The sequence below is a fragment of the Kitasatospora sp. NPDC058190 genome (genome assembly GCF_042883685.1).
Lineage (GTDB): Bacteria > Actinomycetota > Actinomycetes > Streptomycetales > Streptomycetaceae > Kitasatospora.
In genome coordinates this window covers 23,525-32,791 of the sequence record NZ_JBHVVI010000105.1, presented here as the reverse complement: position 1 = coordinate 32,791, position 9,267 = coordinate 23,525, and the positions used below count along the sequence as shown (strand labels likewise).

The 9,267-nt window shown below is 72.1% G+C and carries 9 protein-coding genes; 5 read left to right on the top strand and 4 right to left on the bottom strand.

Annotation, left to right across the window (positions count from 1 at the left end):
• The first annotated feature begins 301 nt into the window (after positions 1-301).
• Together ACFVWU_RS34855 and ACFVWU_RS34850 are read left to right on the top strand one after the other, a co-directional pair.
• Positions 302-2,251 (top strand): potassium transporter Kup, encoded by a 1,950-nt coding sequence (locus tag ACFVWU_RS34855; protein ID WP_387628311.1) that lies wholly within the window; start codon positions 302-304, stop codon positions 2,249-2,251.
• A gap of 93 nt (positions 2,252-2,344) precedes the next feature.
• Entirely contained in the window at positions 2,345-3,178 is an 834-nt protein-coding gene (locus ACFVWU_RS34850) for a PIG-L family deacetylase (RefSeq protein WP_387628308.1), read from the top strand.
• A 110-nt stretch (positions 3,179-3,288) separates the two neighbouring features.
• On the opposite strand, the gene ACFVWU_RS34845 is transcribed toward ACFVWU_RS34850, so the two are convergent.
• Positions 3,289-3,708: a PaaI family thioesterase gene (locus ACFVWU_RS34845; protein ID WP_387628305.1), complete on the bottom strand. Its 420-nt coding sequence runs from the start codon at positions 3,706-3,708 to the stop codon at positions 3,289-3,291.
• A 150-nt stretch (positions 3,709-3,858) separates the two neighbouring features.
• Between ACFVWU_RS34845 and ACFVWU_RS34840 the strand changes: the two genes are divergently transcribed.
• The 3 genes from ACFVWU_RS34840 to ACFVWU_RS34830 all read left to right on the top strand — a co-directional run bounded on the left by ACFVWU_RS34840 (position 3,859) and on the right by ACFVWU_RS34830 (position 6,670).
• Entirely contained in the window at positions 3,859-4,476 is a 618-nt protein-coding gene (locus tag ACFVWU_RS34840; RefSeq protein ID WP_387628303.1) for a LysE family translocator, read from the top strand.
• A 135-nt stretch (positions 4,477-4,611) separates the two neighbouring features.
• Positions 4,612-4,911, top strand: coding sequence for a hypothetical protein (locus ACFVWU_RS34835; RefSeq protein ID WP_387628301.1), 300 nt, complete (start codon positions 4,612-4,614; stop codon positions 4,909-4,911).
• An 88-nt stretch (positions 4,912-4,999) separates the two neighbouring features.
• Positions 5,000-6,670 (top strand): serine/threonine-protein kinase, encoded by a 1,671-nt coding sequence (locus ACFVWU_RS34830; protein ID WP_387628299.1) that lies wholly within the window; start codon positions 5,000-5,002, stop codon positions 6,668-6,670.
• Between the two features lie 93 nt (positions 6,671-6,763).
• On the opposite strand, the gene hypE is transcribed toward ACFVWU_RS34830, so the two are convergent.
• Genes hypE through ACFVWU_RS34815 form a run of 3 tightly spaced genes read right to left on the bottom strand, consistent with a single transcriptional unit; the run spans position 6,764 to position 9,265 of the window.
• The gene (hypE, locus tag ACFVWU_RS34825; protein WP_387628313.1) at positions 6,764-7,834 is read right to left on the bottom strand and encodes a hydrogenase expression/formation protein HypE; all 1,071 of its coding nucleotides are present in this window, start codon (positions 7,832-7,834) and stop codon (positions 6,764-6,766) included.
• A 7-nt stretch (positions 7,835-7,841) separates the two neighbouring features.
• A complete protein-coding gene (gene hypD, locus ACFVWU_RS34820) occupies positions 7,842-8,966 on the bottom strand; it encodes a hydrogenase formation protein HypD (RefSeq protein WP_387628296.1) in 1,125 nt (374 codons plus the stop codon).
• Positions 8,963-9,265, bottom strand: coding sequence for a HypC/HybG/HupF family hydrogenase formation chaperone (locus ACFVWU_RS34815; RefSeq protein WP_387628293.1), 303 nt, complete (start codon positions 9,263-9,265; stop codon positions 8,963-8,965). The genes hypD and ACFVWU_RS34815 overlap by 4 nt, the downstream gene beginning before the upstream one ends.
• Between the last annotated feature and the right edge of the window lie 2 nt (positions 9,266-9,267).

Sequence of the window (9,267 nt, the reverse complement as noted above, 5' to 3'; positions counted from 1 at the left end):
CCTTTTGCCCCCCGCTCCGGCTGCCTGTGGGCCGGGGGGCGGGGCGGGGGCGCCCCCCCCCCGGCCCCCCCCCCCGCCCCGGCTCCCGGCCGCGGGCCGCCGCTCACAGGAAGCGGCGCAGCGGCCACAGGCCGTTGTCGCTGGTCGCACGGGTTTGACACCGCAGCACGACACTCCTTCTACTTGGGCAGCTGACCACCTCACGCGACCAAGCGCGCGGGCGCGGTACGGCGCCGGAACAGTGCGAGGTCGTGGCCGGGCTACCGACTCGGACCGGCTCGCCGAACGAAAGTTGCGACGAGTGCAGGCGATACAGATCGAAGCAGGAAAACGACCGCCCGGCGGCGGCAAGGGCGTCGTACGCGACACGGCGCGACTGGGCCTGATCGTCGGCGCGCTCGGCGTGGTGTTCGGCGACATCGGCACCAGCCCGATCTACACGATGCAGACGCTGTTCAACCCCGACGACCCGCACCCGGTGCCGCTGAACACCGCCAACGTCTACGGCGTCGTGTCCCTGGTCTTCTGGTCGGTCATCCTCATCGTCTCCGTCACCTACGTCTCGCTCGCGATGCGCGCGGACAACGACGGCGAGGGCGGGATCATGGCGCTGATCACCCTCCTCCAGCAGAAGCTCGCGAGCCGGGGCAGGCGAACCGCGGTCGGGCTCGCGGCACTCGGCATATTCGGCGCCGCCCTGTTCCTCGGCGACAGCATGATCACACCGGCCATGTCGGTGCTGTCCGCGGTCGAGGGCCTCAAGGTCGTCGACCCGGGCATGGACGAGCTGATCATCCCGATCACCACGGTGATCATCGTGCTGCTCTTCCTCGGCCAGCGACGCGGCTCCGAGGCCGTCGGCAAGCTGTTCGGGCCGATCATGATCGTCTGGTTCCTCACCATCGGCTCGCTCGGAGTCAGCGGCATCGCCGCCGAGCCGAACGTCCTGCGCGCGCTGTCGCCCACGTACGCCGTCGACTTCCTGGTCAACCACTTCGGCATCGCCTTCTTCGCCCTCGCGGCCGTCGTCCTGGCCTTCACCGGCGCCGAGGCGCTGTACGCGGACATGGGCCACTTCGGCCGCCGGTCGATCACCCGGGCCTGGACCTTCCTCGTCCTCCCGACCCTGGTCCTGAGCTACCTCGGACAGGCGGCCCTCATCCTGAAGGACCCCGCCAACGTGAACGGCTCGTTCTTCCTCCTGGCGCCCGAGTGGGGACGGGTACCGCTCGTCATCCTGGCCACCGCGGCCACCGTCATCGCCTCCCAGGCGGTGATCACCGGCGCCTTCTCCGTCGTCTCCCAGGCCGCCCAGCTCGGCTACCTCCCGCGGCTGCGCATCGCCCACACCTCCGAGAAGACGATCGGGCAGATCTACGTCCCGTGGATCAACTGGCTGCTGATGATCTCGGTGCTCGTCCTCGTCTTCGCGTTCCAGAGCTCGGCGGCGCTCACCTTCGCCTACGGGATGGCCGTCACCGCGACGATCACCATCACCACGATCCTCTTCTTCTACGTCGCCCGGCAGCGCTGGAAGGTGCCACTGCCGGTGATCGTCGGCGGCGGCGGCGTCCTGGTCACGATCGACCTGCTCTTCTTCGCCGCCAACATGACCAAGCTCATCCACGGCGCCTGGCTGCCGCTGCTGATCGGCCTGGTCGCCTTCGTGATCATGACCACCTGGCGGCGCGGGCGCGACGTCGTCACCGCGAGCCGCGAGCGGCTGGAGGGCCCGCTGCAGCCCTTCATCGACGAACTGCGGACCGGGAAGGACGTGGCCGTCGTCCCGGGCACCGCGATCTTCCTCAACCGCTCGTCCACCACCGTGCCGCTGGCGCTGCGGGCCAACGTCGAGCACAACCGGGTCCGCCACGAACACGTCGCGATCGTGGCGATCCAGACCGTGCCGGTGCCCCGCGTACGGCCGCAGGACCGCGCCGTCGTCGACTCCCTCGGCGACACCGAGGACGGGATCATCCTGGTGACCGTCAAGTTCGGCTACATGGAGGCGCCGAACGTCCCGGGCGCGCTGCGCCGCCTCAAGCCGGAGGAGACCGAGGGCCGGCTCGACCTCGACACCTGCACCTACTTCCTCTCCAAGATCGAGCTGACGCCCGGCCCGGAGAAGACCATGCCGACCTGGCGCAAGCACCTGTTCATCGCCACCTCGCACATCACGTCGAGCGCAGCGACCTTCTTCCAGCTGCCCCAGGACCGCACGGTGCTCATGGGCTCCAACATCGAGGTGTAGTGCCTCGCCACATCGTCCCGATTTCGCTGGCGATCGGCCGCCCGTGTACCGCAGACTCGGGCCGAGCACTTTTCAGACCGGAGGATGGTTTCCATGGTTGACCGGCCATTGACGCTGATGGCGGTGCACGCCCACCCCGACGACGAGGCCACCGGAACAGGGGGTGTGCTGGCGCGGTACGCGGCGGAGGGGATCCGTACGGTCCTCGTCACCTGTACCGACGGCGCCTGCGGTGACGGACCGGGAGGCGTCAAGCCCGGCGAGCCCGGGCACGACCCGGCGGCCGTCGCCGCGATGCGCCGTGAGGAACTCCAGGCGAGCTGCGACGTCCTCAAGGTCAGCCACCTGGAGACGTTGGACTACGCGGACTCCGGGATGATGGGCTGGGCGGCCAATGACGCGCCCGGCTCCTTCTGGCGGACGCCCGTCGAGGAGGGCGCCGCCCGCCTCGCCGAACTGCTCCGGCACTACCGGCCCGACGTGGTCGTGACCTACGACGAGAACGGCTTCTACGGCCACCCGGACCACATCCAGGCCAACCGCATCACGATGGCGGCCCTGGAGCTGACCGGGATGACGCCGAAGGTCTACTGGACGACCGCGCCGCGCTCGATGATGCAGCGCTTCGGCGAGGTCATGCGCGAGTTCGGCTCCGACTGGGAGGAGGCGGATCCGGCCGAGACCGAGTCGATGCCCGAGATAGGCCTCCCCGACGAGGAGATCACCACCTGGGTCGACACCACCGAGTTCGGCAGCCAGAAGTTCGACGCCCTGGCCGCACACGCCAGCCAGGGCGAGAACATCTTCTTCCTGCGGATGGGCAAGGAGCGGTTCACCGAACTGATGGGCGTGGAGACCTTCGTCCGCGTCCAGGACGCCACCGGCGCGGCCGTACCGGAGAACGACCTCTTCGCCGGCCTGCGCTGATCCCCCTCATGGCCCATCCCGTGCCCCGCCCCGGAAGGTCGGGGCACGGGACGGGCCATGTCACCGAATTGCCGGGTCGACGCCCTGCCGGGCAGGCAGCCGACCGGGCCTCAGGCCCCGTCGGCCCCGCCCACCGTCGAGATCGCACCCTGCGCCACGGCGCACAACGACTCGACGCCCTCCTCGTCCACCATGAGCAGGTCGCAGCGGCAGACCACCCGGCTGCGGCCCGCCCGGACCACCTGCGCACGGGCACGCAGCACCCGCCCGCGCGCGGGCCGCAGGTAATCGATGGTGAAGCCCGCCGTGAGCAGGTGCGGCCCCGCCGCGGCGCCGGCGGCGAAGGTCAGCGCGTTGTCCGCCGCATAGCTCAGCACGCCACCGTGGAGGAAGCCGTTCTGCTGGAGCAGATCCGGACGGACGTCCAGCTCCAGCACGGCCGCACCGTCGCCGAAGGCCGTCAGCCGCGCTCCAAGGAGCACGCTGAACGGCTGTTCCGCCAAAGCCTTCTGAGCCGTCGACAGTTCCATCCGCCACTCCCCGTCCCGCATGATCAGTGATGCGAGGATGGCGCGCCCCGATCGCGTCAGTCAAGATCACGTCAAGCCCCAACCAGCGGAACGGAGAAGCAAGATGACGATCCGACGGAAAACCTCCGGTGACCACGTCCGGGCGGCGGCATGCTGACGTTCATCATCGCCGCGCTCATCCTGATCATGATCCCCGGCCCCGACCAGGCGCTGATCACCCGCAACGCCCTGGTCGGCGGCCGGACCGCCGGCCTCTGCACCACGCTCGGCGGCATGCTGGGCCTCGGCGTGCACGTGTCGGCCGCCTCACTGGGCGTGTCCTCCCTGCTCGTGGCCTCCGCCGTCGCGTTCACGGTGCTCAAGGCCGTCGGCACGCTGTACCTGGTCTGGATGGGCATCGCCACCCTGCGCGCGGCCCGGCAGTCCGCGAAGGGCGCGGCGGACGCGACGGCACCGGCGGCGGCCGGGAACACCCGACTGGTGTACCTGCGGCAGGGCTTCTTGTCGAACGCGCTCAACCCCAAGGTGGCGTTGTTCTTCGTCACCTTCCTGCCGCAGTTCCTCCCCACCACCGGGCACACCTTGGGCCAGGCGCTGCTGCTCTCGGCGGCCTTCGTGGTGCTGTACCTGCTGTGGTTCAGCCTCTACACGGTCACCGTCGACCGCATCGGCGCGTTCCTGCGGCGCCCGCGGGTGCGCAGCCGCATCGAGCGGGTGACGGGCGTGCTGCTGATCGGCTTCGGCGCACGGCTCGCGCTGATGCAGTGATCCCCCGGGTCGTGGGGGGCGCACTCCGGCCGGGCGGAACCGCCCGGGGCGCGTCGCGCGTCGGAGCGTGCGTACGCCCGCCGACCCCGAGGCCGTGCGGGACAGCGGAACCGGGGGGCCGTCAAGATGCTGATCGTGCTCGTACTCTTCGGCGCGGGCTTCGGCCTGATCCTGATGGGCGTCCACAAGCTGCACACCGCGGTGCCCACCTGCTACGGCCGGCCCATGTCGCCCGGGGACGTCTGCCACCCCCGCGCCGCCGGCTCCTTCGGCGAGGGCATGCCCGAGCCCCACGACTCCACCTACCAGGAGCAGTTGGACAACCTCACCAGCGGGGGCTGGACGGCCATCGCGATCGGCGTGGTCCTGCTGGCGGTGGCCCTCCTGGTCGCCGGTGTCCGGGCCGCCTCGGTCGTCCGCGAGAGCCGGGAGTGAAAGGCCCGTACACGACCGGCCGGGAGCCCGTTTCGGCGGACCCCCCGCGTGGCCGGAACTGTCCCCGGGATCTCCTACCATGACCGCCATGAACACAGCTGGGGCGGAGCAACGCCTCGTCGACGGGCGCTTCGAACTGCTCCAGCAGCTCGGTGGCGGCGGCATGGGCCTGGTCTGGCGGGCCCGGGACAACGCACTGCACCGCGAAGTGGTGCTCAAGGAGGTCCGTCCGGCGGACCCGGCGATGGCCGCGGCCGACCCGGACGGCGTCCGGGAGCTGCGCGAGCGGGTCCTGCGCGAGGCCCGGGCGCTCGCCCGGCTGCAGCACCCCAACGTCGTGGTCATCCACCACATCGTCGACAGCCCGGAGCACCCCCACCCCTGGCTGGTGATGGAGCTGGTCAGCGGCGGCAGCCTCGCCGACCGACTGGCCCACGGCCCGCTCGCCACGGCCGACGCCGCCCGCCTCGGGCGCGGCGTGCTGTCCGCGCTGCGCGCGGCGCACGCCGTCGGCGTCCAGCACCGGGACGTCAAGCCCGGCAACGTGCTGCTGCGCCCCGACGGCACCCCGGTACTCGCGGACTTCGGCATCGCGGCCATCCAGGACGCCACCGCGCTGACCGCGACCGGGGCGCTGATCGGCTCGCCCGAGTACATCGCACCGGAACGGATCCGCGGTCAGGAGGGCAACCCCTCCTCCGACCTGTGGTCGCTCGGCATGCTGCTCTACGTCGCCATCGAGGGCCGGCACCCGCTGCGCCGGGCGACCACCCTGGCCACCCTGGCCGCCGTCCTCGACGAGCCGCTGCCGCCCCCGAGCCGGGCCGGGCGGCTCGGGCCGCTGCTGGTCGCCCTGCTCGGCAAGGACCCGGCGCTGCGCCCGGACGCCGAGCAGCTCGACCGGGCGCTGGCGGAGGCCGAGTACGATTCCGGGACCTTCCCGCTCGCCCCGGCCGTCCCGCCTGCCCTGTCTGCCCTGTCTGCCCCGTCTGCCCCGTCTGCCCCGTCTGCCCCGCAGGACCGGCTACCCACCGGCTTCCCGCCGCCCCCGACCGTGGGCGCGCCTCCGACGTCGACCTCCCGCCGGGGCCGCACCACGATCGCCGTGGTGGCGGCCGGCGCGGTGGTGCTCGCCGGCGCCGGGGCCCTCTACCTGAGCCGGTCCGGTACCGACGCGGCGGCCGCCGCGGCCAAGGCCCCGAGCAGCACGACCGGCGCCACGAGCCCCGTGTCCGGCAACCCGCCGCCCGCGACCTCGCCGTCCACCGCCGCCACGCCGACCGCCGTACCGACCCCGACGGCCGCCCCGTCCGCCGGGGCGACCCTGCTGACCCCGGACGGCGTGCGCCGCATCGTCGCCGCACTGCAGCCCTACACGCCCGACAACAAGGTCTTCGAGCTGACCGTCTACCCGGAGTACGCCATCGCCAAGGTGCCCACCGCGGCCGGCCCCACGCTCTACGACCGGATCACGATCCGCGACGGCAAGGTCGACCGTGAGGCCGGCGGGGAGCTCAACGGCGACGAGAAGCCCATCGACCTGCAGCAGTACAGCTGGGACGTCGTGCCCGGTCTGCTCCAGCGCGCCCAGGACACCCTGAACGTCCCCCAGCCGACCACGCGCTACCTGCTCATCAACTCCGACATGTTCGACGGCACCCCCACCATCAAGGTCTACCTCGCCGACGACTACGGCACCGGCTACCTGGAGACGGACCCGAAGGGCACCACCAAGCGCACCTACGCCCGCGGCTCCTGACGGCACTCAGCCCAGCGCGACGCCCCCGAGCGGGGCGTCGAGCCGGGCGGGGCGCCGACGACACCCGCCGTCGGCGCCCCGCCCGAGCCGGTGTCAGCAGATCCGCGGCAGCTGCTCGCCCATCGGCAGGTCGACCACCCGGGTGCCGCCGAACCCGGTGCGGGCGACGACCATCCCGGGGTGCTCCTCGACGCACTCACCGATCACCACCGCCTCCGCGCCGAGCGGGTGGGCGCGCATCGCGGCGAGCACGGCGTCGGCCGCGCCGCGCGGGACGAAGGCGACCAGCTTGCCCTCGTTGGCGATGTACATCGGGTCCAGGCCCAGCACCGCGCACGCGTTCGCCACCGGATCCGGGACGGGGACGGCACGTTCGCTCAAGCCCACGCCCACCCCGGCCGCCACCGCGATCTCGTTGAGCGACGCGGCCAGCCCACCGCGGGTGGGGTCGCGCAGCACGTGCAGATCAGGCGTCACCGCGAGCATCGCCTCGACCAGCCCGCCGAGCGCCGCGCTGTCGCTGCGCACCTCGACGCCGAACTCCAGGCCCTCCCGGACGCTCATGATCGCCACTCCGTGCAGCCCGATCGGCCCGCTGAGGATCACCACGTCACCGGGGCGGGCCCGCTGCGGCCGGATGTCGACCCCGGCCGGGACGAGCCCGATGCCGGCGGTGTTCAGGTAGACGCCGTCCCCGTGCCCGGCCTCGACCACCTTGGTGTCGCCGGTGGCCACCTCGACCCCGGCGGTACGGGCGGCGGCGCCCAGCGCCCGGGCCACCCGGTCCACCACGGCCATCTCCACCCCCTCCTCCAGGATGAAGCCGCAGGACAGGTAGGCCGCCCGGGCCCCACTCATGGCGAGGTCGTTGACCGTGCCGTTGACGGCGAGGTCGCCGATGCAGCCGCCGGGGAAGAACAGCGGCCGCACCACGTAGGAGTCGGTGGAGAAGGCGAGCCGGGCGCCACCCAGCTCCAGGACGGCGGAGTCGCCGAGCCCCTCCAGCGCCCGCCCGCCGAACGCGGGCGCGAAGAGGTTCTGCACCAGCTCGGCGGACATCGCCCCGCCACCCCCGTGCCCCATCACCACCCGGGGGTGGTCGCGCAGCGGCAGCGGGCAGCTCCAGCCGGAGAAGTCGGGCGCGGCCGACTGTTCCGCCAGCATCTCGGTGTCAGCCAACAGGACTCGCCTCCTGGGGCGTGACCGGCGTGCTCAGCCGCCGGTAGAGGTAGTACGCGGCGCAGGCCCCCTCGCTGGAGACCATGGTGGCGCCGAGCGGGGTGCGCGGGGTGCAGACCGTACCGAAGGCCTCGCACTGGTGGGGCTTCAGCAGCCCCTGCAGCACCTCGCCGGCCCGGCACTGGGCCGGTTCCCTGGTGGCGATCCCCGCGACGTCGAAGCGGTGCTCGGCGTCGTGGTCCCGGTAGTGCGGCGCCAGCCGCCAGCCGCTGCGCGGGATGACGCCGATGCCCCGCCAGGCGCGGTCGGCCACCTCGAAGACGTCCTCCAGCATGGCGCGGGCGGCCGGGTTGCCCTCGGGGTGGACGGCCCGCGGGTAGGCGTTGTCGACGGTGTGCTCCCCGCGCTCCAGCTGCCGTACGGTGCGCCGGATGCCCTCCAGGATGTCCAGCGGTTCGAAGCCGGTGACGACGATCGGCACCCGGTGGCGCTCCGCGAGCGCCGGGTACTCGGCGGTGCCCATCACGCTGCACACGTGCCCGGCGGCGAGGAAGCCCTGGACCCGGCAGTCCGGCGAGTCCATGATCGCCTCGATGGCGGGCGGCACCCGGACGTGCGAGACCAGCATGCTGAAGTTGCGCAGGCCCTGCTTCCTGGCCAGGTGGACGGCCATGGCGTTCGGCGGGGCGGTGGTCTCGAAGCCGATGCCGAAGAAGACGACCTCCCGGTCCGGGTTCTCCCGCGCGATCCGCAGGGCGTCGAGCGGCGAGTACACCACCCGGACGTCGCCGCCCTCACCGCGGACCCGGAAGAGGTCCCGGTCGGTGCCGGGCACCCGCAGCATGTCCCCGAAGGAGCAGAAGACGACCTCCGGCCGGGCGGCGATCGCGAGCGCCCGGTCGATCACCTCCAGCGGGGTGACACACACCGGGCAGCCCGGTCCGTGGATCAACTCGACTTCCTCCGGCAGGAGTTGGTCGATGGCGTGCCGGATGATGCTGTGCGTCTGGCCGCCGCACACCTCCATCAGCGCCCATGGTCGGGTGACCGTCGCCCTGATGTCGGCGAGCAGGCCCGCCGCCAGCTCGGGGTTGCGGAACTCCTCCAGGTACTTCACCGTCCGGCCTCCTCAGCCGCTCGTGTCGCGTCCCACTCCCCCGCCGCCTCCCACGGGTCGCCGAACTCCTCCTGCAGGAGCCCGAGTTCCTCGAACAGCTCCAGGGTCCGCCGGGCCGACTCCTCGTCCAGTCGCTGGAGCGCGAAGCCCACGTGGACGATCGCGTACTCCCCCACCTCCAGGTCGGGCAGGTACTCCAGGCACACGTCCTTGACCACCCCGCCGAAATCCATGACCGCCATCCGGGTCCCGTCCCGCTCCGCGATCTCCGTCACCCTGCCGGGCACTGCCAGGCACATCC